Raw genomic sequence first — 21,460 nt, forward strand, 5'->3', positions numbered from 1 at the left:
TCCGGGCTCTCCCGCGCTCACGTTCGCCAGCCTCCCCAACCGTCTTCAGGGGCCGAAGTCTGCCACTAAAACACTCCGAGCAGTACTCGTCCGGTTACGGAAACGGAATCGAGCCAAAGGAAACGTGCAAGATCCTGCACACGGTCGGCCGGATCCGGCCGTCGAAGGAGATGAAGAGGAGGCGAAGATGACGGAAAAATTGACCAACAAGCGGTACGGGCAGGTCCATTTCGGTCACCTGCACGTGCATCTGCCCTTGCATCTGCGGTACGCATCCGAAACCATGGTCCCCGCACCACCGCGCCGCATCGCTACGACCGCGAATTCCCGGGAGTGCCTCGCATGGGGACGAATGGATCGACCATGCTCGAGCCGTTACGGCAGGGCCTTCCGCCACTCGACCCCGCAGCCGTGTCGAACGCCGCGTCCTGCGCCCTGCCGCCCCGTTACGAAGCGGTGCGCGAGGCCCGGCGGTTCACCCGCAGAACACTCGACGGCTGGGACACCGGCGACCGCTTCGACGACATCTGCCTGGTGGTCTCCGAACTCGTCACCAACGCCCTGCGGCACGCACTCCCCGCGGACTCCCCGCGCCACGACGAGCAGCACGGTCCCGTACGGCTGCATCTGATGCGCTGGACGGAACGGCTGGTGTGCGCGGTGCGCGACCCCAGCCACGACAGTCCGGTGGCCCGCGAGACGGACGACTTCTCGGCGGAGTCGGGCCGAGGCCTGTTCCTCGTCGACTCCTTCAGCGACAGCTGGGGCTGGCACCCGCTCGCCGGGACGCTCAACGGCAAGGTGGTCTGGGCGCTGTTCCGGATCTAGCCGGAGACAGGGCGGCCCGGCTGCGGACCGGCCGTCGGCCCATCGGGCCTTCAACCTGTCGGCCCTCGGCCCTCAGCCCTCAGCCCGCGATCAGGTGGTCGAACTCGCCGTCCTTGACGCCCAGCAGCATGGCCTCGATCTCGGCCCGCGTGTAGACGAGCGCGGGCCCGTCCGGGAAGCGGGAGTTGCGCACCGCCACCGCACCGTCGGGCAGACGCGCGAACTCCACGCACGAGCCCTGCGAGTTGCTGCGCCGGCTCTTCTGCCAGGCCGCATCGTGCAACTGCGTGGCGGCCATGCCGTTGTACACGTCGTACACGTCGTGGTCCACAGGTCGCTCCCCGGTGGCTGGTGCACTGGCTGATGTGGCCATTGATGCAGTGGTCAACTGATCCGGATCATAACCCTGTTCACGTGCAGATGCATGAGCAAATGCACGTGCACGCGCGGTGCTCCCGCGGTTACAGCTTTGACGACCGCTTTACCGAGCCCTGCCCTCTACGACGCCGGGTCCCGGGAAGTCGTTCCCGCATGTGCCCCCGAATTCGAAGAATATGCAACAACATGCGACACCACCGGGGCCCGGCCGCTAAGGGCGGGCCCCGGTGGTGTCGCCGGTGCGCGGGGTACGGCGGGCCGGTCAGCGGGTGCCGTACGGCAGCAGCGCCATCTCGCGCGCGTTCTTGATCGCCCTGGCCAGCTGCCGCTGCTGCTGGGACGTCACGCGGGTGACGCGACGGCTGCGGATCTTGCCGCGGTCGGAGATGAACTTCCGCAGCAGCTCGGTGTCCTTGTAGTCGATGTACGTCACCCCCGCCCGGTCCAGCGGGTTGGGGCGCTGCCGGGCGGACACGCGCTCGTTCTTACGGGGTCGGGGCATCGGGTCAGACCTCCAGGAGGGTGTCGAAGGCGGGCGGCAGCCGTTCCCAGGCGGCCTGCCCCGCGGCGTACTCGGCGTCGGTCAGCAGGCAGGACTCCAGGAGCCGCTCCAGGCCGTCGCGGTCGAGGCCGGGGGAGGTGAAGACCAGGTGCTGGCAGCGGTCGCCGTGCTCGGGGTGCCAGTCCAGCGCGGCGGCGGCGCGGCGCACCGGCGGCACCAGTTCCCAGGCCGCGTCGGGAAGCGCGGCGAGCCACGGCCCCGCGCTCTCGACGCACAGGGCGCCGCCCGCGGCGTCCCAGTGCAGCAGCGTGTCGCCCTTGCCGGCGAGCCAGAACCGCCCCCGGCTGCGGGCCGCGGCACAGGTCAGGTCCTCGAGCGCCGCGTACAGCCGCTCCGGGTGGAAGGGGCGGCGGCGGTGCCAGACCAGGGTGGCGACGCCGTGCGCGTCGGCCTCGGCCGGCAGCAGGGCGCAGGCCGGGTGCTGTGCGGCGGCCGCGGCCTCCACGTCGAACCCGGCGAGGGCGGCCCGCGCCAGCTCCGAGGGCGGGGATACGGGCGGGGCAGGGACCGGGGCGCCCGCCGGATCACCGTGGCCGATCGGGACCCGGCGGGCTGTCGGATGGAGCTGGGTGAGCAGCTCGCGGTCCTCGTCGTCGGCCTCCGGCGAGCCGGGGAGGGACTCGGCGAGGGCGAGGACGGAGGCGTACTCCAGTTGCCGCGCGAAGGTGTCGGCGACGGTGCGCTGATCCGTGGCCGCCGCGGCCAGGCCGCCCTCGGCGAGGTCGTCGCCGTTGCCGAGGTACGGCAGGACGAGGGCCGGGTCGACGGCGGTGATCACACCGGTGACGGTGAAGCCGCCGGCCGTGACCACCTCCGCCATCGCCTTGGGCTCGACGGAGTCCCACAGCTCGACGACCGCCAGCGGGGTGCCGCCGGCCTCCGCGAGCCGGACCAGCTCGGGCACGAGGTCCTCGCGCAGGGCGCAGCACGCACAGTCGTTGACCAGGGGCGCCTCACCCGCGTCGAGGATGCCCGTGGCGTCCCGCACGGTCCGCACGACCGTGCCCGCGGTGGCCGTCGCCAGGTCGTGGTGGAGGACGACGCTGCCGGGTACGTCGGCCAGCAGCCGCGCCACGGCCGCCCGGCGCGCGTCGGCGTGCAGCCCGCCGACGATCACCACCGGCAGGTCGTGGCGGGGGCCCGGCCCGCTCATGCCCCGCCCTCCTTCCCGTACCGGCGCTCGAAGCGCTCCACGCGCCCGGCGGTGTCCAGAACGCGGGCGGTGCCGGTGTAGAAGGGGTGGCTGACGTGGGAGATCTCGACGTCGACGACCGGGTAGGTGTGGCCGTCCTCCCATTCGACGGTGCGCTCGCTGGTCATGGTCGAGCGGGTGAGGAAGGCGTAGTCGGCGGCGCGGTCGCGGAAGACGACCGGGCGGTACTCGGGGTGGATGCCCTTGCGCACGGTGCCTCAGCGCTCCTCTCGGAAGTCGACGTGCCGGCCGGCCACCGGGTCGTATTTGCGCAGGACCAGCCGGTCCGGGTCGTTGCGGCGGTTCTTGCGGGTGACGTAGGTGTAGCCGGTCCCGGCGGTGGACCGGAGCTTGATGACCGGACGGAGTTCGTTGCGTGCCATGCTGCTATCTTACTGAAAATGAATTCCATTAACAGCTAGGGTCCTTCCGGCCCGGAGGAGAGGTACGTCACCGTGTCCGCCCACTGCATGCTGACCGGGACCAAGCCCGGTTTCGGCAACCGCGTCTCCCACTCCCACCGGCGCACCTCGCGCCGCTTCGACCCCAACGTCCAGACCAAGCGCTACTGGCTGCCGAGCGAGCGCCGGCACGTGCGGCTGCGGCTGAGCACGAAGGGGATCAGGACGGTCGACTCCATCGGCGTCGAGGCGGCGGTCGCGCGCATCCGTGCCCGGGGAGTGAGGATCTGATGGCGAAGAAGAGCAAGATCGCGAAGAACGAGCAGCGGCGGGAGATCGTCGCGCGGTACGCGGCACGCCGGGCCGAGCTGAAGGAGATCGTCCGCCGCCCCTCGTCGACGGAGGCCGAGCGGCTCGCCGCCCAGCGGGAACTGCGCAGGCAGCCGCGCGACGCGAGCCCCACGCGGGTGCGCAACCGCGATCAGGTCGACGGGCGTCCGCGCGGGTACTTCCGGGTCTTCGGGCTCTCCCGGGTGAATCTACGCGAGCAGGCGCACGCCGGACATCTGCCCGGGGTCCGCAAGTCGTCCTGGTAGCTTGCGGCTGTCTTGGGGCCGAACGGCCGTCCGTCGACAGCTAGGAGCTTGCGGTGACACGGGTGACTGCGGACAGTACGGCGAGCACGGCGCACGCGACGCGTACGGCCGGGGGCGGGGCCCCGGGCGTCCCCGCCCCGGCCCCGGGATCACGCCGGCGCTCGGGGCGGCGCTCCGTGCGGGCCGCGGCCGTGGCCGTCGGGCTGGTGGGCGCGCTGGCGCTGACCGCCTGCTCCGACGGCGGCTCGGACGGTGGTTCCGGCGGCGGGGGTGACGAGTCGTCCGCGGCGCCCGGCGCCTCCGCGAGCGCGGAGACCGGCGGTTCCGGCGGCGGGTCGCCGTCGGCGGGTGCCGCCGGCGAGCTGGAGGGCAGCTGGCTGGCGACCTCCGACGGCCAGGCGGTCGCGCTGATGGTGACCGGCGACAAGGCCGCCCTCTTCGCCACCGGCGGGACCGTCTGCAGCGGCACCGCCGCCGAGGCCTCCGGCACCCGCACGATCCGCCTGAAGTGCACGGGCGGCGACGACCGGACGACCGGCACGGTCGAGTCGGTCGACGACACCTCGCTCAAGGTGACCTGGGAGGGCGGCGTCGGCGAGGAGACGTACACCAGGTCCGAGGGCGGATCGATGCCGCCCGGACTGCCGACCGAGGGCCTCGGCTCCTGAACCGGTCCCTCCTCTTGCGGCGGACTACCGCAACGGCCGGCGGCGTTCGACGTGGGCGTCGTCGGCCGCGCGGGTGCCCTCCGTCCAGCCCGCCGCGTCCGAGACGCCGCGCAGGCGGGTCGTGGTCGTCTCCGGGAACAGGCGCTCCAGCCGCTCGGTGACCGCCACCTCCCGGGAGGCGAGCACCGGCAGGAGGTCCGCGTCCGCCGCCGCACCGGTCGTGGCGGATTCGGCCGTGGCCGCCTCGGCCGCGGCCCGCAACCGGGTGCCCGCGCGGTGGGCGTAGGCGGCGAGGAACGACTGCCGGAAGGTCTTGGTGCGCTTGCGCCCGCCGGCCCGCTGCCCGGCCTCCGCCTTCGTCATCGCGGTCTCGGCCTGCACCAGCAGTGAGGTGTAAAGGAGTTCGACCGCCTCCAGGTCGGCCTCGAAACCGACGACGGTGGAAAAGCCGAAGGGCTCGTTCCACACGGCCCCGCAGTGGTTGGCGTCGGCCACCGCGTCCAGCAGCACCGCCTTGGCCTGCTCGTAGGGCGGCTCCACCCCGATCCGGCACGCCCCCGGGGTGTCGGGCGCGGCGGCGGCCCCCTGGGCCCGCGCGGACAGCAGCGCCTCGTCGACGCTGTGCCGGGCCATCAGCTCCTGCGCCTTGGCGCTCAGCGCCTCGGCCTCCTCGGGATACCCGGTCGCCTCCGCCTTGGCGAGCAGCGCGCGGATGCGGGCGAGGGCGCGCGATTCGGGCCGGGCCTCACGACGTGGTGCGCCCACCGCGTCTTCCAGCGGCTCCAGCGCGGGCAGCCGCAGCAGCAGGCGGTACAGCCGCAGTACGTCCGTGGCACGGGAGAAGCGATCGGTGCGGGGCGGCGCCTGATCCGGTACGGCGTCGAGCTGGGCGGCCCAGCGGGGTCCGCGCGGGCGGTCGTGCGGCGCCTGGGCGCGGATCAGCACGGCCACCATCCGCACGTGCACGTCGTCGAGTTCGCGCCGCACGATCCGGACGAGGTCGGCCGGCTGCCAGCCCCGCCGCCAGGCCGCGGCCACGAACTCCTCGCCCCGGACGAGGAGTTCGGCATCCGCCGCCGGATCGGCCGCGAGCAGGGAGGCCGCCGTGTCGAGGGCGTCGTCGCCCGTGTCGTACAGGGCGGTCTCGAAGGCACGGTCGACGGTGCGGGGCGTACTCACCCGGCGATGGTGCCACGACCGCCGCACCGGAAGCAGACTGTCAACCATCGGTTGACAGTCAGGAAGGGTGCAACCTACGGTTGACACATGACGACCGACCCGAGCATCACGTCATCCGTACGCCTCGACGAACTCATCACCGCGATCAAGAAGGTGCACCAGGAACCCCTGGAACAACTCCAGGACGCCGTCATCGCGGGCGAGCACCTGGGTGAGGTGGCCGACCACCTCATCGGCCACTTCGTGGACCAGGCCCGGCGTTCAGGCGCGTCCTGGACGGACATCGGCAGGAGCATGGGCGTCACCCGGCAGGCGGCGCAGAAGCGCTTCGTGCCCAAGGAGTCCGCCGACCTGGACGCGAGCCAGGGCTTCAGCCGCTACACGACCCGCGCGCGCGAGGCCGTGATGGCCGCCCACAACGCGGCCAAGACCGCAGGCAGCGCCGAGGGCCTGCCCGAGCACCTCGTCCTCGGCCTGCTCACGCAGCACGAGAGCCTGTCCGCCAAGGCGATCGCCGCGCAGGGCGTCACCCTCGACGCCGTCCGCGAGGCGGCGCTCGCCGCCCTCCCGCCCGCCGCCGCCGAGGTCCCGGAGCTGGTGCCCTACGGGCCCGCCGCCAAGAAGGTCCTCGAACTCACCTTCCGCGAGGCCCTGCGCCTCGGCCACAACTACGTCGGCACCGAGCACATCCTGCTCGCCCTGCTGGAGCACGAGGACGGCGAGGGCGTGCTCAGCGGGCTCGGCCTCACCAAGGAGGCCACCGAGCGCTTCGTCACCGAGGCGCTGGCGCAGTTCATCGAGGTGACCAAGCAGGGCGGGGAGGGCGGAACGGGGGGCCCGGAGGACTGAGCGCCGGCCGCTCCGGGGCCGTTGTCAGACCCCGGTGCGACACTCGCGTCATGGCCGAGAGGTGGGCACTCGCGGTGGCCGAGGGCGGTGGCGTGGACGTCGCGCCCCTCGGCCCCGACGGGCTGCCCGCCGGGCCGGTGCGGCGCGAGCGCGATCTCGCCGAGGCCGTACGGGCCAGACCGGAGGTCACACGCTGGGTGTGGCGGTCCACCGCCGAGATCGCGCCGCGCCTGCTCGCCACGGGGGTGCGAGCGGAGCGGTGCTACGACGTGGAGGCCGCCGAGACCCTCCTGCTCGGCCACGAGGGGCGGTACGGGGAGCCGCGCTCGGCCGCGGCCGCCCTGGCCCGGCTGCGCGGCGGACCCGTGCCGCCCGACCCGCCGCAGCGCTCCGCCGAGCCGGGCGCGCAGTCGTCGTTGTTCGAACCCCAGGCCGTCCACCTCCCCCTCACCGATCTGCTCGCCGTCTACGCCGAGCAGCAGCGCCGGCACGAGCGCTGCGAGCACCCCGACCGGATGCGGCTGCTGACGGCCGCCGAGTCGGCGGGGATGCTGGTGGCCGCCGAGCTGAACCACGCGGGGCTGCCCTGGCGCGCCGACGTGCACCGCGAGGTGCTGCACGACCTGCTGGGCGAGCGGTACGCGGGCGGGGGTGAGCCGCGCCGCCTGGCCGAGCTGGCCGAGGAGGTGTCGGCGGCGTTCGGCCGCCGGGTGCGGCCCGACCTGCCCGCGGACGTGGTCAGGGCGTTCGCGCAGGCGGGCGTGAAGGTCGGCTCCACCCGCCGCTGGGAGCTGGAGTCGGTGGACCACCCGGCCGTGAAGCCGCTGATCGAGTACAAGAAGCTGTACCGCATCTGGGTCGCCCACGGCTGGTCCTGGCTCCAGGACTGGGTGCGCGACGGGCGGTTCCGCCCCGAGTTCCTGGCCGGCGGCACCGTCACCGGACGCTGGGTGACCAACGGCGGGGGCGGGCTGCAGATCCCCAAGGTGATCCGGCGCGCCGTCGTCGCCGACCCGGGCTGGCGGCTGGTCGTCGCCGACGCCGACCAGATGGAGCCGCGCGTGCTGGCGGCGATCTCCCGCGACCCCGGCCTGATGGAGGTGGCCGGCCGGGAGACCGACCTCTACCAGTCCGTCTCCGACCGCGCCTTCTCCGGCGACCGCGCCCACGCCAAGCTCGCCGTGCTCGGCGCCGTCTACGGCCAGACCTCCGGCGACGGCCTCAAGAACCTCGCCACGCTCCGACGGCGCTTCCCCAGGGCGGTGGCCTACGTCGACGACGCGGCCCGCGCGGGCGAGGAGGGCCGGCTGGTGCGCACCTGGCTGGGCCGCACCTGCCCGCCCGCGGCCGGCGCGGCCGACGGCGTCGAGGAGGCGGGCCTGCCCCAGGACGACCCCGCCGACACCGCGGGCCGCCCGCAGGAGTGGGTGCCGGGGTACGCGTCCACCAACGCCCGCGCCCGGGGCCGCTTCGCCCGCAACTTCGTCGTCCAGGGAAGCGCGGCCGACTGGGCCCTGCTGCTGCTCGCCGCGCTGCGCCGGACCTGCGCGGACATGGCGGCCGAGCTGGTCTTCTTCCAGCACGACGAGGTGATCGTGCACTGTCCCGAGGAGGAGGCCGACACCGTCGTCGCGGCGATCCGGGACGCGGCGGAGCTGGCGGGGCGGCTGACGTTCGGGGCGACGCCGGTGCGGTTCCCGTTCACCACGGCGGTGGTGGAGTGCTACGCGGACGCGAAGTGAGGGGCCGCGGCGCCGGCCGGGAACCCGACCGCGGGGACAGGGACGCGGGACGCGGCGGAGCGTCAGCGCGATGCCGCTCCCTCAGCGCTTCCGGTACATGTCCAGCTCCCGCCAGGAATTCGCCGTCTCCTCGGCGACGGGAAGAGGCTGCCGCCAGGCGGTGGACGAGTCGATGTCCGGTGCGGAACGCCGCAGCCCTTCCGCCGCGGCCTGCGCGTCGCCCGGGACCGAGACGGCCAGGAACCCGAAAGGAGCCGTGGACCGCAGTTCCACGCACACCACGGGTCTGCCGGGCCGCAGCGCCACGAAGTCCTGCCCGCCGACGTGCCCCCGCGTGCCGGCGCTCAGCACGCCGGGAATCCAGACGCCGTGCAGAGCCACTCCGCGCAGGGCACGCCACCAGTCGGACTCCACCGTCACCCGGCGTACGGCCGTCAGCGGCACGCGCACGGTCCCGCGGCGCGCTGCGGCCCTCTCCCGCCAGGAGAGGCGCACCACGAGGTCGCCGTCCCTCACGAGGACCCGCGCCACGTCACTGCCTCCCTTCCCTTCCCGGGAACCGGGGTGGTGGCACAAGGACGTAACACGACCCGCTCGTCCGGACGGCTACCGGGCGCGGGGCGTTACCCGTCCGCCGTCCAGTCCTCCGGCCCGCCGCCCCGCCACTCGATCAGCCCGGGGTCGTCGAGCGTCGTGTCGGACTCGGGCAGGCCCGCTCGCCGCAGGAACTCGACCACGTCGAGCAGGTGGTACGCGATGCCCGCGTACTCACCGCGGATCGTGACCCGCCTGCCACCGTCGGGGCTCGGCGGCTGCACGATCACAGGCGCCTCTTCCATGCCTACGGTGTGCCCCTCGCCGGGCGGCCCATGCAGGCACGGTCCACCGTTCAGGGCGACGGCGGGTCATTCTCCGGGGCACTGCCGCTCCTCGCGGGCGAGGGCAGCGATCGTTCCTCCGGCAGCCGTAGCCGGTCGCCGGCGTCGAAGCGGTCGTAGTCGTCCACCTGTTCGAACGCGAGCGGCAGCACACCGAAGTTGGCCAGGTTCTGCCAGTGGATACGGGCGTAGGACGTGACGGGCAAGCGGACGCACACGACCGCCGAACTGGGCGGCGCCCTTTCCGTAACGGCGAGGAGGACCCCTCCCGGGACGCAAAAGGGCCGGGTCGGAAACATCCGACCCGGCCCTTCTCTGAGCCGCCTTCGGGATTCGAACCCGAGACCTACGCATTACGAGTGCGTTGCTCTGGCCATCTGAGCTAAGGCGGCGCGCCGTGCACCCATGGTGCGATCAGCAACGTCGGTAAGTCTACACAGTTTCCAGGGGTGCTTCGTACCGGCCCCGGACGCTCGGGCGCCGCGGCCGGTACGAGGGATTCCGGCGTCGTCAGGAGCAGCGCTTGCCGTCCTTCGGGGCCGTTCCGGTCAGCAGGTACGTGTTGATCGCGGAGTCGATGCAGGCGCTGCCGCGGCCGTAGGCGGTGTGGCCGTCGCCCTCGTAGGTGAGGAGGCGGCCGGAGGAGAGCTGGTCGGCCAGGGCCTCGGCCCAGCGGTAGGGGGTGGCCGGGTCGCGGGTGGTGCCGACGACGACGATCGGGGTGGCGCCCGCCGCCTTGATGCGGTGCGGCTCGCCCGTGGGCCGCACCGGCCAGTACGCGCAGTTCAGGGAGGACCAGGCGAGGCCCTCGCCGAAGACCGGGGAGGCCTTCTCGAACTCGGGGAGGGCCTTGCGCACCTCGTCCGGGGAGGAGAAGGCGGCGGGGAGGTCGAGGCAGTTCACGGCGGCGTTGGCGAACATCAGGTTGCTGTAGCCGCCGTCGGACTCGCGCTCGTAGTAGCTGTCGGAGAGGATCAGCAGGCCCGCGCCGTCCTTCTCCTTGATCGCCGAGGTGAGGGACTCGCGCAGCTGCTGCCAGGCGCCCTCGTCGTACATCGCGGCGATCACGCCGGTGGTGGCGAGGGACTCCGTGAGCTTGCGGCCGTCGGCGTCGCCGGCGGGAAGGGGCTTCGCGTCCAGGTCGTCGAAGAAGGACGTGAGGTTCTTGCCGACCTGGTCGGGGGTGGTGTCCTTGTCGCCGAGTGGGCAGTCCGGCTGCTTCACGCAGTCCTTCGCGAAGGACTGGAACGCCGTCTCGAAGCCCGCCGTCTGCTCCAGGTTCAGGCGGCGCGCGGGCAGGGAAGGGTCCATCGCGCCGTCCAGGACCAGGCGGCCCGCCCGGTCCGGGAACAGGCCGGCGTAGGTCGCGCCGAGGAACGTGCCGTACGAGGCTCCGACGTAGTTCAGCTTCTCGTCGCCCAGCACCGCGCGCAGGACGTCCATGTCCCGCGCCGCCTCGACCGTCGAGACGTGGCGCAGCAGCTTCGGCGCGTCCGCTCCGCAGCCCTCGGCGAACTTCTTGTAGGCGTCGACCAGCTCCTCCGTCTCGCCCGCGTCGTCGGGCGTGACGTCGGTCCGCGTGTACGCGTCCATCTCGCGGCCGTCGAGGCACTCGACGGGCTCGCTGCGGGCCACCCCGCGGGGGTCGACCGCGACCATGTCGTACTGGGCGCGGACCTTCGCCGGGTAGCCGATGCCCGCGTACTGCTGGAGGTAGCCGATCGCCGAGCCGCCCGGTCCGCCCGGGTTGACCAGCAGCGAGCCGATCCGCTTGCCGGGTCCCGTGGCCTTCTTGCGGGCCACCGCGAGCCGGACGTCGCCCTCGGTGGGCTTGGCGTAGTCGAGCGGTGCCTTCATGGTGGCGCACTGGAAGCCGGGGACGCCGCAGTCGCGCCAGCCGAGCTTCTGCTCGTAGTACGGAGCCAGCTCGGAGGGCGTGCTCTTCGGCAGCGGGGTCAGGGTCGCCGTGGCCGCTTCCGTCGAGCCCGCCGCCTCCGCCGCGGGGGATCCGGCGGACGTCGACGCGCCCCCGGCCGAGCAGGCGGTGGCGAGCAGCGCGGCGGCGAGCAGCGCTGCTCGGAAACGGGTGCTGCCGGTGCGGGTCCTGCGGTGAGTGCGCCTTGTGTGCATCCGTCGAGCGTAACGCTCCGCGACCGTCCCATCGCGGTGCGTGCTTCGCGTGCCTCGTACGGGCTACGGCGTCAACGCCCGATGCCTTCCGCGGAGCGAGGGCGCGTGCTCAGCCTGCCCTGAGGGCCATCGTCATCGCCTCCACCGCCAGCAGCGGGGGCACATTGCGGTCGAGGGCCTCGCCGCAGGCCGCGATCGCCTCGATGCGGCGCAGCGTGGACTCGGGCGTGCTGCCACGGGCGAGCCGCTCCAGGGAGTCCTCCGCGTCGGCGTTGGCGATCGCCACGCGGGAGCCGAGCTGGAGCGCCAGAACGTCGCGGTAGAAGCCGGTCAGCTCGCTCAGGGCCAGATCGAGGCTGTTGCGCTGGGTACGTGCCTTGCGGCGCTTCTGGTCGGCCTCCAGTTCCTTCATCACGCCGGCCGTGCCGCGGGGCAGCCGGCCGCCCTGGGCCGCTCCGAGCGCTGCCTTCAGTTCCTCGGTCTCCTTGGTGTCCATCTCCTCGGCGAGCTGCTTGGCGTCCTCCGCCGCGGCGTCGACCAGCTCCTGGGCCGCCTTGAGGGCCCCGCCGACGTCCTCGACCCGCAGGGGCAGCTTCAGCACGGCCTCCCGGCGGGCCCGGGCGGCCTGGTCCGTGGCCAGCCGGCGGGCACGGTCGATGTGGCCCTGGGTGGCGCGGGCCGCCGCGGCGGCGACGTCCGGCTCGATGCCCTCGCGCCGTACGAGCATGTCGGCGACGGCCTGGACCGACGGCGTGCGCAGGTTCAGGTGGCGACAGCGGGAGCGGATCGTGGGCAGGACGTCCTCGACGGAGGGGGCGCACAGCAGCCAGACGGTGCGCGGGGCCGGTTCCTCCACGGCCTTCAGGACGGCGTTGGCCGACTTCTCGTTGAGCCGCTCGGCCTCCTCGACGAGGATGATCTGCCAGCGGCCGTTCGCGGGCGAGGTGAACGACTTGCGGACGGTGTCCCGCATGTCCTTGGCCAGGATCTCGGCGCCCATGGCGACCACGGTGCTGACGTCCGCGTGGGTGCCGACCAGCGCCGTGTGACACCCGTCGCAGAAGCCGCAGCCGGGGACGCCGCCGAGGGCGCGGTCGGGGCTCACGCACTGCAACGCGGCGGCGAAGGCCCGCGCCGCCTGGGTCACGCCGGAACCGGGCGGGCCCGTGAACAGCCAGGCGTGCGTCATGCTCGTCGCCTGCGGGAGGGGGCCGTCGGCCGCGGCGGCGGTGACGAAGGCGTCGGCATCCCGGGCGGCGGCGACGAGCGGCTCGCACACCTTCTCCTGCCCGACGAGGTCGTCCCACACGGTCATGGGTCACGCCGTCCTTCCGTCGCACTGAGCCGGCCGCACCGGGCCGCCACGCTGATACGCCTCGCTGTTCCGCGGCGCGCCCTCCATTGTGCGGGGCGGCACCGACAACCGTGCGGGGCGGCACCGGCAACGCGGCGGGACGCCCGGGGCGCGGGCCCCGGACGCCCCGGTACGCAGATGCTCAGGTACTCACGTGCTCAGCGCCGTCCCCGGCCCCTGCCCCGGCCGCCGCGGCCGTCGTCGTCCCGGCCTGCCTCGTCCTCGTCGTGCGGCCCGAGCAGTTCGTCCGCCAGCGTCGGCAGGTCGTCCAGCGGCGTCTCCTCGGCCCAGTCGGAGCGGCGCCTGCGTGGCGGTGCCTGGTCGGGGTCGATCCGGGGCAGCTCGCGCGTGCGGTCCTGGGCCTCCTCTGCGGGACCCTCCTCGCGGAAGAAGCCCGGCGGGACCCGGTCGGCGGGGTCGTCCCCGCGCACGGGCGGCAGTACGGCCGTCTCGTCGGCGGCACCCGGCGGCGTCACGGGCGGCAGGACCGCCGTCTCGTCGGCGTCCCGCGGCTCTACCGCCGGCAGCACCGCCGTCTCGTCCGCCGCGCCGGACGGCACCTGCGGCCTGGGCAGCTCGGTCGTCACCTCGGACTCGGACTCGCCGGACGTCCGGCCGCCGTCGTCGGGCCTGGGGCGGGCACCGTCCTCGGCGTCGTCGGCCCGGTCCTCGTCCGGCGTGTCCCGCACCGGGCGCAGTACGGCCGTGTCCTCCACCGGTCCGCCGGAGGCGTTGGCCGGGGTGACGACCGGGGTCGGCACGGTCGCCGCGTCGGAGGGCGCCGAGGCCGCCGGCTTCGGGCGGGGTGCGTCCGCCGCCGCGGGGGCCGCCGGCCTGGGCCCGGCCGCAGCCGCTGCCGCCGCCTGCTCCGCCGCCCGGCGTGCCTCCTCGGCGCGCAGCAGGGCCTCCTCGGCCTTGCGCTGCTTCTCCAGGCGCCGGGCCTCGGCCTCGGCACGCAGCCGCTCCTCCTCCTCGGCCTGCTTGCGGCGCCGCTCCTCCTCGGCCCGCAGCCGGGCCTCCTCCTCGGCGCGGGCCTTCTCCTCCGCGAGGAGCCGTGCCCGCTCCTCCTCGGCCTTGCGACGTGCTTCCTCGGCCCGCTGCCTGGCCTCCTCGGCCTGCCGCTCGGCCTCGCGCCGCTGCGCCTCCTCCAGCTCGCGCCGCTTGCGCTCCTCCTCCTCGGCGCGCACTCGCGCCTCCTCCTCGAGGCGCTCGCGCTCCAGGCGCTCCTCCTCGGCCTTGCGCGCGGCCTCTTCCTCGGCCTTGCGACGGGCCTCCTCCTCGGCCTTGCGGCGCGCCTCCTCCCGGGCCTTGATCTCGGCCTCGGACAGCGGCAGCACCTGGTCGAGCCGGTGGCGTACGACGCTGGTGACGGCCTCGGGCTCCTGCCCGGCGTCCACGACCAGGTAACGCCCCGGGTCGGCGGCGGCGAGGGTGAGGAATCCGGAGCGCACGCGCGCGTGGAACTCGGCGGGCTCCGACTCCAGCCGGTCCGGCGCCTCGGTGAACCGCTCGCGGGCGGCCTCCGGCGCCACGTCCAGCAGGACGGTCAGGTGCGGTACGAGCCCGTTGGTGGCCCAGCGGTTGATGCGGGCGATCTCGGTCGGCGACAGGTCGCGGCCGGCGCCCTGATAGGCGACCGAGGAGTCGATGTAGCGGTCGGAGACGACCACGGCGCCGCGCTCCAGGGCGGGCCGGACCACGGTGTCGACGTGCTCCGCGCGGTCGGCGGCGTACAGCAGCGCCTCCGCGCGGTGCGACAGCCCGGCACTGGAGACGTCCAGCAGGATGGAGCGCAGGCGCTTGCCCACCGGGGTCGCACCCGGCTCGCGGGTGAGCACGACCTCGTGGCCCTTGCCGCGGATCCACTCGGCGAGGGCCTCGGCCTGGGTGGACTTGCCCGCGCCGTCGCCGCCCTCCAGGGCGATGAAGAAACCGTTCGTCGCGGGCGTCGGCACCGGGTCGTCGCCGCCGAGCAGCGCGTCCCGCAGGTCGTGCCGCAGCGGCACGCCGGAGCGGTCGTCGGCCTTGGCCAGTACCAGCGCGGCCAGCGGCAGCAGCAGGGCGCCGAGCAGCATCAGGACGAACGCGGCGCCGCCGTGGGCGAAGACGAACTTGCCGCTTTCCAGCCGGTGCGGTCCGATCGCCGCGGCCAGCACGGGTCCGACGACCGCGCCCAGCGCCACGTAGACCCGGACGACCGCGTGCAGGTGCTCGGTGATCCGGGCCCGGCGGTGGTCCTCGGTCTCCTGGTCGAGCAGCGCGTGCCCGGTGTTCGCGGCGACGCCCGCGCCGACGCCGGTCAGCGCCAGGAGCAGCAGCACGGTGGTGTCGTCCGGGACGAGTCCGGCGGCCAGCAGGGTGACGCCGGCGAAGGCGATCGCCAGGGCGAGCAGCCGCCGGCGCGACAGGGAGGGCAGCACGGCGGGGGCGGTGCGGATGCCGACGACCACGCCGCCGGTCAGCGCGCCCACCGCCAGGCCGTACAGCACGGGGCCGCCGCCCAGGTCCTTGGCGTGCAGCACGGCCACGGCGACCGTGGCGGCCACCACCGCGGCGACCGCGGCGCAGGCGAACACCAGCAGCGGGAGCGCGCCGGTGCGGCCCTTGTCGACGCCGTCGCCACCGTTGCCGCCGCTCCTGGGGCGGCGCATGCCCTCCAGCGGCGACCGCGCGCGCGGGGTGCGCACCGCGGGCAGCTCCAGGAAGGTCACCACGGACAGGGAGGCGGCGAAGAGTCCGGCCGCCACGTACGAGGCGAGCGCCGCCTGGTGGCCGGCGAACCAGTCGGCGCCGGCGCCCAGCAGGTTGTTCAGGAGCCCGGCGACGACCAGGACCGCGGCCGCGAGGGGGATCGCGACGAAGCTCGTGCGCAGCGACAGGCGGCGCAGCGCGTCCATGTGGTCCGGCAGCGGCCTCACCGTCGCGCCCTCCAGCGGCGGGGCGGGCAGCAGCGCGGGTGCCGCGCTCTCCCGGCACACGGTCCAGAAGCGCTCGGCGACGCCGGTGACGAAGACGGTCACCAGGAGGACGGCGAGCGCGTTGCCGGGCGTCCAGTCGATCCACAGCGGGGCGACGACCAGCAGGGCGGCCCGCAGCCCGTCGGCGCCGACCATGGTCCAGCGCCGGTCGAGCGGGCCGTCCTGCGAGGTGAGTGAGGTCAGGGGCCCGAGCAGGACGGCGCCGAAGAGCAGCGTCGCCAGGATGCGGACGCCGAAAACGGTCGCCACTGCGAACGCCACGCCCCGGTAGCCCCCGCCGAAGGAGCCCGCGCCGATCGCGGCCTGGACCGCGAGGAGGACCAGCACCAGGAGGGCGAGGATGTCGCCGACACCTCCCACGAGCTGTGCGCTCCACAAACGCCTCAGCTGCGGACGGCGCAGCAGGGCACGGACGGCGCGCTCGCGGGAGTCCGCGACCAGGGCGTCGTCCGGGGCGGGGTGAGGGGCCGTTGGCTGCTCGGCTCGCGTCATGCGTTCAGCCTATCGGTCGGCGCCGACAGTCCGGTGTGCCCGGCCGAACGTACGCACGCCCCGACACCGAATTGATGCCGGGGCGTTCGTTTCGCGAAGAGCGTGTGACGAAGAGCCTGCGCGAAGACGGGTGCCTGAGCCGGGCTCAGTCCTCCGACGCCTTGGACGCGGTCGCCTTCTTGGCGGCCGTCTTGGCGGTCGTCTTCTTCGCCGTGCTCTTGGCGGCGGTCTTCTTGGCCGCCGTGGTCTTCGCCGCGGCCGTCTTCTTGGTCGCCGCCGCCTTCTTGGCCGGGGCCTTCTTGGCGGCCGTCTTCTTCACGGCCTTCTTCGCCGTCTTCTTGGCGGGTCCCTTGGCGCGCTTCTCGGCCAGCAGCTCGTAGCCGCGCTCGGGCGTGATCTCCTCGACGCTGTCGCCGGAGCGCAGGGTCGCGTTGGTCTCGCCGTCGGTGACGTACGGGCCGAAGCGGCCGTCCTTGACCACCACCGGCTTCTCGCTGACCGGGTCGGTGCCCAGCTCCTTCAGCGGCGGCTTGGCCGCGGCCCGGCCACGCTGCTTGGGCTGGGCGTAGATCGCCAGCGCCTCCTCCAGCGTGATGTCGAAGAGCTGCTCCTCGGTCTGGAGGGACCGCGAGTCCGTGCCCTTCTTCAGGTACGGGCCGTAGCGGCCGTTCTGCGCGGTGATCTCCACGCCTTCGGCGTCGGTGCCGACGACGCGCGGCAGCGACATGAGCCTCAGGGCGTCGTCGAGGGTCACCGTGTCCAGGGACATCGACTTGAACAGCGAGGCCGTCCGCGGCTTCACGGCGTTCTTGCCGGTCTTCGGGGTGCCCTCGGGGAGCACCTCGGTGACGTACGGGCCGTAGCGGCCGTCCTTGGCGACGATGGCGTGGCCGGTGGCCGGGTCGGTGCCCAGCTCGAAGTCGCCGCTCGGCTTGGCGAGCAGCTCCTCCGCCAGCTCGACGGACAGCTCGTCGGGGGCCAGGTCCTCGGGGACGTCGGCGCGCTGGTGGTTCTCGGAGTCCTTCTCGCCGCGCTCGACGTACGGGCCGTAGCGGCCGACGCGCAGCTTGATGTCGTTGCCGACGGGGAAGGAGGACACCTCGCGCGCGTCGATCGCGCCGAGGTCGGTCACCAGCTCCTTGAGGCCGCCGAGGTGGTCCCCGTCGCCGTTGCCCGCGTCGGCCGCGCCGCCGCCGCCCGCGCCGCCGCCCTCGCCGAAGTAGAAGCGGCGCAGCCACGGCACCGCCTGGGCCTCGCCGCGGGCGATGGCGTCCAGGTCGTCCTCCATCTTGGCGGTGAAGTCGTAGTCGACGAGCCGCCCGAAGTGCTTCTCCAGGAGGTTCACCACGGCGAAGGAGAGGAACGACGGGACGAGTGCCGTGCCCTTCTTGAAGACGTAGCCGCGGTCCAGGATGGTGCCGATGATCGACGCGTACGTCGACGGGCGGCCGATCTCGCGCTCCTCCAGCTCCTTGACCAGGGACGCCTCGGTGTAGCGGGCCGGGGGCTTGGTGGCGTGGCCGTCGACCGTGATCTCCTCGGCCGTCAGCGCGTCGCCCTCGGCGACCTGCGGCAGGCGGCGCTCGCGGTCGTCCAGCTCGGCGTTCGGGTCGTCGGCGCCCTCGACGTAGGCCTTGAGGAAGCCGTGGAAGGTGATGGTCTTGCCGGACGCGCTGAACTCGACGTCCCGGCCGTCGGAGGCGGCACCGCCGATCTTCACGGTGACGCTGTTGCCGGTCGCGTCCTTCATCTGGGAGGCGACGGTCCGCTTCCAGATCAGCTCGTACAGCTTGAACTGGTCGCCGGTCAGACCGGTCTCGGCGGGCGTGCGGAAGCGGTCGCCGGAGGGACGGATCGCCTCGTGCGCCTCCTGCGCGTTCTTGACCTTGCCTGCGTACGTGCGCGGCTGGGGCGGCAGGTAGTCGGCGCCGTACAACTGCGTCACCTGGGCGCGGGCGGCCGAGACGGCCGTGTCGCTCAGGGTCGTGGAGTCCGTACGCATGTAGGTGATGTAGCCGTTCTCGTACAGCTTCTGGGCGATCTGCATGGTCGCCTTGGCGCCGAAGCCGAGCTTGCGCGAGGCCTCCTGCTGCAGCGTCGTCGTACGGAACGGGGCGTACGGCGAGCGGCGGTACGGCTTGGACTCGACGGAGCGGACGGCGAAGCGGGTGTTCTCCAGGGCGGCGGCGAGCGCGCGGGCGTTCGCCTCGTCCAGGTGGAGCGTGTTCGCGCTCTTGAGCTGCCCCAGGGAGTCGAAGTCGCGGCCCTGCGCGACACGCCGTCCGTCGACCGTCTGGAGGCGGGCGACCAGCGACGACGGGTCGGAGGCGTCTCCCGCGCGGCCGGTGGCGAAGGTGCCGGTGAGGTCCCAGTACTCGGCGGAGCGGAACGCCATGCGCTCGCGTTCCCGCTCGACGACGAGCCGGGTGGCGACGGACTGGACGCGGCCTGCCGACAGGCGCGGCATGACCTTCTTCCACAGGACCGGCGAGACCTCGTAGCCGTAGAGGCGGTCGAGGATGCGGCGGGTCTCCTGGGCGTCGACGAGCTTCTGGTTCAGCTCGCGCGGGTTGGCGACGGCGGCGCGGATCGCGTCCTTGGTGATCTCGTGGAACACCATGCGCTTGACCGGGATCTTCGGCTTGAGGACTTCCTGAAGGTGCCAGGCGATGGCCTCGCCCTCGCGGTCCTCATCGGTGGCGAGGAAGAGTTCGTCGGACTCCTTCAGCAGGTCCTTGAGCTTCTTGACCTGGGACTTCTTGTCGGCGTTGACCACGTAGATGGGCTGGAAGTCGTGTTCGACGTCCACACCGAGGCGGCGGACCTCGCCGGTGTACTTCTCCGGCACCTCCGCCGCGCCGCTGGGAAGGTCGCGAATGTGCCCGACGCTCGCCTCGACGACGTAGCCAGGGCCGAGATAGCCCTTGATCGTCTTCGCCTTGGCAGGCGACTCGACGATGACGAGTCGGCGGCCGCCCTTCGCGGTCTCGCTGGTCGGGGACAACTTCGCTCTTCTCTCCGGTCGACGCTGGGCCTTCCCAGGGCGTGGTCCCGGGTCGGGTCGTTCTGTGTTTCGATCGTGACGCTGCGGAGTGTGACGGTACCTCCCGCCCCCGTGTCAAACGGGAAAAGCCCACAACGGCCACTCGAACGGTAACCCGACGAACCCTGTTCCTGCCGCCCGGAGTGCTCACCTGCCCCGACGCGTGTATCCGGAGCGCGATCCCCCGGTTACCCGGGCGGCGCTCCGGCCGAGGCCGCCAACCCGCTCCTCACGCCCGCGTCAGGCACCACGCCCCGACGCCCAGCGCGATCACCGCGGCGACGCTCGCGACGGTCGCGGATGCGACGGGGCTCACACCGAGCGCGACGGGCCGGCCCTGCCGCACCCGCGTCGTGGTCCACGCCAGCAGACCGGCCCCGAACAGGGCGAACACCAATCCCGCGAAGATCGCCGGCCCGCTCTCCATGCTCCCCGTCCCCTTTTCTCCAGCCGGCGCACGCCGGTCCGCGTCTCCGGCCTCCCGGAGGCTGTCACCCACGGGAGGCGGGCAGGCGAACCCGAGGTGAACGGGGAGACGACGGGACCGCGGCACGCGCTGGCACGGGCGACACGAGCGGGGCGGGCAGGCGGATCAGTGTGGCGCGGGGGCGCGGAAGGAATTGGGTGCGCGCACCCACGCCGGGCGACCGGGCCGCCCTACGCCGGTTCGAGGAAGCCCTGCTCCACCAGCAGGCGGATCTGCGCGGGCGTGCGGTCGCGCAGGGCCACCGGGTCCTCGCCGACCAGCTGGGCGATGGCGTCCAGGATGCGGCCGGCGCTCATGGTGCCGTCGCAGACGCCCGCGAAACCGGCGCCGACCGTGTCGACCCGGGTCGCCCGGCGCATGCCGCGGTTCTGGCGCAGGACGACGTGCTCCGGGTCCTCGGCGCCGGGCAGCCCGACCTGTTCCTGGACGACCTCGCCGGCGAGCGTGAAGTGGGCCTCCAGCAGGGCCGCGTCGTCGTGGGAGCGCAGGTAGTCGACCCGGTCGAAGTGGGCGCGCACGGTCTCGCCGAGCGGCTGCTCGATCGGGTGCGGCCACTCCTCGGCGACGACCGAGGGCTCGGCGGCCGCGGTCCGGCGCAGCGTGATCCAGCCGAAGCCCACGGCCTTCACCTTGCGCGCCTCGAACTCGTCCAGCCACGCGTCGTACCGCGCCTGGTACGCGGCCGGGTCGCCGCGGTGGTCGCCCGCGTCCCGCAGCCACAGCTCGGCGTACTGGGTGACGTCCTGCACCTCGCGCTGCACGATCCAGGCGTCGCAGCCGCGCGGCACCCAGGAGCGCAGCCGGTCCGTCCAGTCCTCCCCCTCCACGTGCTGCCAGTTGGCGAGGAAGTGCGCGAACCCGCCCTCGTTCAGGCGCTCCCCCGTCTGCTGAACGAGCGAGCGGCACAGATCGTCCCCGCTCATCCCGCCGTCGCGGTAGGTGAGCCGGGCGCCCGGTGAGATCACGAACGGCGGGTTGGAGACGACGAGGTCGTACGTCTCGTCGTCGGCGACCGGTTCGTAGAGGGAGCCCTCGCGCAGGTCGGCGGCCGGGGCCCCGGACAGGGCGAGGGTCAGCGCGGTGATGTGCAGCGCGCGCGGGTTGACGTCGGTGGCGGTCACGCGCGTGGCGTGCGCGGCGGCGTGCAGCGCCTGGATGCCGGAGCCGGTGCCGAGGTCGAGGGCGGCGGAGACGGGCGTACGGACGGTGAGGCCCGCGAGGGTCGTGGAGGCGCCGCCGACGCCGAGGACGACGCCCTCGGCGTGGTTGCCGATGCCGCCCGCGCCGCCGACCGCGCAGCCGAGGTCGGAGACGATGAACCAGTCCTCGCCGCCGGGTCCGCCGTAGGGCCGTACGTCCACGGTGGCCGTGACCTCGTCGTCGCCCGCGCGCTCGAGCCAACCGCTCTCCAGGCAGGCGTCGGCGGGCAGCACGTCCGCCACGCGCGCGTGGGGCACGGGTTGCTGGAGCAGGAACAGCCGGACGAGCAGTTCCAGCGGCGTGTCGCCGCGGGTCGCCCGGAGCGCGGGCACGGTCTCGCTGCGCGACAGCGCCGCGTAGGCGGGGGCGCCGAGCAGCTCCAGCAGTCCGTCGGCGGTGAAGGACGCCGCGAGCAGGGCGTCCCGCAGCCGGGCGGTGACGTCGGGGCGGTCGGCGGCGGGCAGGGGGGACAGGCTGGCGTTACTCACACCCCCATTGTGGCC

General features: G+C 73.5%; 21 protein-coding genes and 1 tRNA gene. 6 read left to right on the forward strand and 16 right to left on the reverse strand.

What is annotated here, in order from left to right; translation table 11 throughout:
* Nucleotides 1–342 precede the first annotated feature (342 nt).
* Nucleotides 343–828 (forward strand): ATP-binding protein, encoded by a 486-nt coding sequence (locus NI25_RS17325; RefSeq protein WP_061443315.1) that lies wholly within the window; start codon nucleotides 343–345, stop codon nucleotides 826–828.
* 79 nt (nucleotides 829–907) lie between these two features.
* Here NI25_RS17325 and NI25_RS17330 read toward each other — a convergent pair whose 3' ends face one another.
* The 5 genes from NI25_RS17330 to rpmG all read right to left on the reverse strand — a co-directional run bounded on the left by NI25_RS17330 (nucleotide 908) and on the right by rpmG (nucleotide 3,343).
* Nucleotides 908–1,159, reverse strand: coding sequence for a DUF397 domain-containing protein (locus tag NI25_RS17330; RefSeq protein WP_061443316.1), 252 nt, complete (start codon nucleotides 1,157–1,159; stop codon nucleotides 908–910).
* A gap of 309 nt (nucleotides 1,160–1,468) precedes the next feature.
* Complete coding sequence (gene rpsR / locus NI25_RS17335; RefSeq protein WP_061443317.1) at nucleotides 1,469–1,708, reverse strand: 30S ribosomal protein S18; 240 nt, start codon at nucleotides 1,706–1,708, stop codon at nucleotides 1,469–1,471.
* Between the two features lie 4 nt (nucleotides 1,709–1,712).
* Complete coding sequence (locus tag NI25_RS17340; protein WP_061443318.1) at nucleotides 1,713–2,921, reverse strand: CobW family GTP-binding protein; 1,209 nt, start codon at nucleotides 2,919–2,921, stop codon at nucleotides 1,713–1,715.
* A complete protein-coding gene (locus NI25_RS17345) occupies nucleotides 2,918–3,172 on the reverse strand; it encodes a type B 50S ribosomal protein L31 (RefSeq protein ID WP_061443319.1) in 255 nt (84 codons plus the stop codon). Before NI25_RS17345 ends, NI25_RS17340 begins: the two co-directional genes overlap by 4 nt.
* A 6-nt stretch (nucleotides 3,173–3,178) precedes the next feature.
* Nucleotides 3,179–3,343, reverse strand: coding sequence for a 50S ribosomal protein L33 (gene rpmG / locus NI25_RS17350; protein ID WP_030801977.1), 165 nt, complete (start codon nucleotides 3,341–3,343; stop codon nucleotides 3,179–3,181).
* Between the two features lie 72 nt (nucleotides 3,344–3,415).
* On the opposite strand from rpmG, the gene rpmB reads away from it, so the two are divergent.
* The 3 genes from rpmB to NI25_RS17365 are packed head-to-tail and all read left to right on the forward strand — an operon-like array spanning nucleotide 3,416 to nucleotide 4,625.
* Nucleotides 3,416–3,652 carry a 50S ribosomal protein L28 gene (gene rpmB, locus NI25_RS17355; RefSeq protein WP_061443320.1) on the forward strand — a complete coding sequence of 79 codons (237 nt, stop codon included), beginning with the start codon at nucleotides 3,416–3,418 and terminating at the stop codon, nucleotides 3,650–3,652.
* Nucleotides 3,652–3,957: a 30S ribosomal protein S14 gene (gene rpsN / locus NI25_RS17360; protein WP_061443321.1), complete on the forward strand. Its 306-nt coding sequence runs from the start codon at nucleotides 3,652–3,654 to the stop codon at nucleotides 3,955–3,957. Before rpmB ends, rpsN begins: the two co-directional genes overlap by 1 nt.
* 53 nt (nucleotides 3,958–4,010) lie before the next feature.
* Nucleotides 4,011–4,625: a hypothetical protein gene (locus tag NI25_RS17365; protein ID WP_324610073.1), complete on the forward strand. Its 615-nt coding sequence runs from the start codon at nucleotides 4,011–4,013 to the stop codon at nucleotides 4,623–4,625.
* A 24-nt stretch (nucleotides 4,626–4,649) separates the two neighbouring features.
* Here NI25_RS17365 and NI25_RS17370 read toward each other — a convergent pair whose 3' ends face one another.
* On the reverse strand, nucleotides 4,650–5,804 hold the full coding sequence (locus NI25_RS17370; protein WP_061443323.1) for a DUF2786 domain-containing protein: 1,155 nt from the start codon (nucleotides 5,802–5,804) through the stop codon (nucleotides 4,650–4,652).
* 87 nt (nucleotides 5,805–5,891) lie between these two features.
* On the opposite strand from NI25_RS17370, the gene NI25_RS17375 reads away from it, so the two are divergent.
* Nucleotides 5,892–6,653: a Clp protease N-terminal domain-containing protein gene (locus NI25_RS17375; protein ID WP_061443324.1), complete on the forward strand. Its 762-nt coding sequence runs from the start codon at nucleotides 5,892–5,894 to the stop codon at nucleotides 6,651–6,653.
* A 50-nt stretch (nucleotides 6,654–6,703) separates the two neighbouring features.
* Nucleotides 6,704–8,395 (forward strand): bifunctional 3'-5' exonuclease/DNA polymerase, encoded by a 1,692-nt coding sequence (locus NI25_RS17380; RefSeq protein ID WP_061443325.1) that lies wholly within the window; start codon nucleotides 6,704–6,706, stop codon nucleotides 8,393–8,395.
* Between the two features lie 81 nt (nucleotides 8,396–8,476).
* Here NI25_RS17380 and NI25_RS17385 read toward each other — a convergent pair whose 3' ends face one another.
* The 10 genes from NI25_RS17385 to NI25_RS17430 all read right to left on the reverse strand — a co-directional run bounded on the left by NI25_RS17385 (nucleotide 8,477) and on the right by NI25_RS17430 (nucleotide 21,445).
* The gene (locus NI25_RS17385; RefSeq protein ID WP_199560941.1) at nucleotides 8,477–8,926 is read right to left on the reverse strand and encodes a hypothetical protein; all 450 of its coding nucleotides are present in this window, start codon (nucleotides 8,924–8,926) and stop codon (nucleotides 8,477–8,479) included.
* 92 nt (nucleotides 8,927–9,018) lie between these two features.
* Nucleotides 9,019–9,234 carry a hypothetical protein gene (locus tag NI25_RS17390; RefSeq protein ID WP_061443326.1) on the reverse strand — a complete coding sequence of 72 codons (216 nt, stop codon included), beginning with the start codon at nucleotides 9,232–9,234 and terminating at the stop codon, nucleotides 9,019–9,021.
* 50 nt (nucleotides 9,235–9,284) lie between these two features.
* Nucleotides 9,285–9,479: a hypothetical protein gene (locus tag NI25_RS17395; protein WP_148315130.1), complete on the reverse strand. Its 195-nt coding sequence runs from the start codon at nucleotides 9,477–9,479 to the stop codon at nucleotides 9,285–9,287.
* Nucleotides 9,480–9,591: 112 nt separating this feature from the next.
* Nucleotides 9,592–9,665, reverse strand: a tRNA-Thr gene (locus tag NI25_RS17400).
* 118 nt (nucleotides 9,666–9,783) lie between these two features.
* Nucleotides 9,784–11,403, reverse strand: coding sequence for an alpha/beta hydrolase (locus NI25_RS17405; RefSeq protein ID WP_061443328.1), 1,620 nt, complete (start codon nucleotides 11,401–11,403; stop codon nucleotides 9,784–9,786).
* A 109-nt stretch (nucleotides 11,404–11,512) separates the two neighbouring features.
* Entirely contained in the window at nucleotides 11,513–12,718 is a 1,206-nt protein-coding gene (locus tag NI25_RS17410; RefSeq protein ID WP_061443329.1) for a DNA polymerase III subunit delta', read from the reverse strand.
* A gap of 197 nt (nucleotides 12,719–12,915) precedes the next feature.
* The gene (gene tmk / locus NI25_RS17415; RefSeq protein WP_061443330.1) at nucleotides 12,916–16,227 is read right to left on the reverse strand and encodes a dTMP kinase; all 3,312 of its coding nucleotides are present in this window, start codon (nucleotides 16,225–16,227) and stop codon (nucleotides 12,916–12,918) included.
* Between the two features lie 145 nt (nucleotides 16,228–16,372).
* Nucleotides 16,373–19,231: a type I DNA topoisomerase gene (topA, locus tag NI25_RS17420; RefSeq protein ID WP_061443331.1), complete on the reverse strand. Its 2,859-nt coding sequence runs from the start codon at nucleotides 19,229–19,231 to the stop codon at nucleotides 16,373–16,375.
* A gap of 268 nt (nucleotides 19,232–19,499) precedes the next feature.
* Entirely contained in the window at nucleotides 19,500–19,697 is a 198-nt protein-coding gene (locus NI25_RS17425) for a hypothetical protein (RefSeq protein WP_061443332.1), read from the reverse strand.
* A 230-nt stretch (nucleotides 19,698–19,927) separates the two neighbouring features.
* Nucleotides 19,928–21,445, reverse strand: coding sequence for a DUF7059 domain-containing protein (locus tag NI25_RS17430; protein ID WP_061443333.1), 1,518 nt, complete (start codon nucleotides 21,443–21,445; stop codon nucleotides 19,928–19,930).
* Between the last annotated feature and the right edge of the window lie 15 nt (nucleotides 21,446–21,460).

The organism is Streptomyces sp. CCM_MD2014 (assembly GCF_000772045.1).
GTDB classification, from domain to species: domain Bacteria; phylum Actinomycetota; class Actinomycetes; order Streptomycetales; family Streptomycetaceae; genus Streptomyces; species Streptomyces salinarius.